General features: G+C 68.8%; 1 protein-coding gene. It reads right to left on the bottom strand.

The annotated features are described in order from the left end of the window. Positions 1–292: C39 family peptidase (locus ACLQ22_RS32030; protein ID WP_425695607.1), on the bottom strand; the 292-nt coding region annotated here is incomplete at both ends.

Genomic DNA, 292 nt, shown 5'->3' with positions numbered 1-292 from the left:
GCCTTGGGGTCGCGGATCTCGACGGACTGGTAGGCGTCCTTGCCGGTCTCCTTGTTCAGTACGGGGGTGATGTCGTTGATGGAGTTGGTGCCGGCTTCGGTGGTGCCCATGCGCTGGGCCATGCCGTCGACGTCGATGTTCTTGCCCTGGACGCTGAGGGCGTTGCGGGCGGCGGCGGGGCCGCAGTAGTAGAAGTTGGGCTGGGCCTCGTAGCGCACGCCCAGCTCACGCTCGCCACCCTTGCGGTCCTGGGTGGTGGCCGAGACGGGCTTGGTCTCGGCGGGGGCGGCGA

Source organism: Micromonospora sp. DT178 (assembly GCF_049841695.1).
Classification (GTDB): Bacteria; Actinomycetota; Actinomycetes; order Mycobacteriales; family Micromonosporaceae; genus Micromonospora.
Note: the sequence above shows the minus strand (reverse complement) of the source record. Positions and strands in the feature narration are given on the sequence as shown.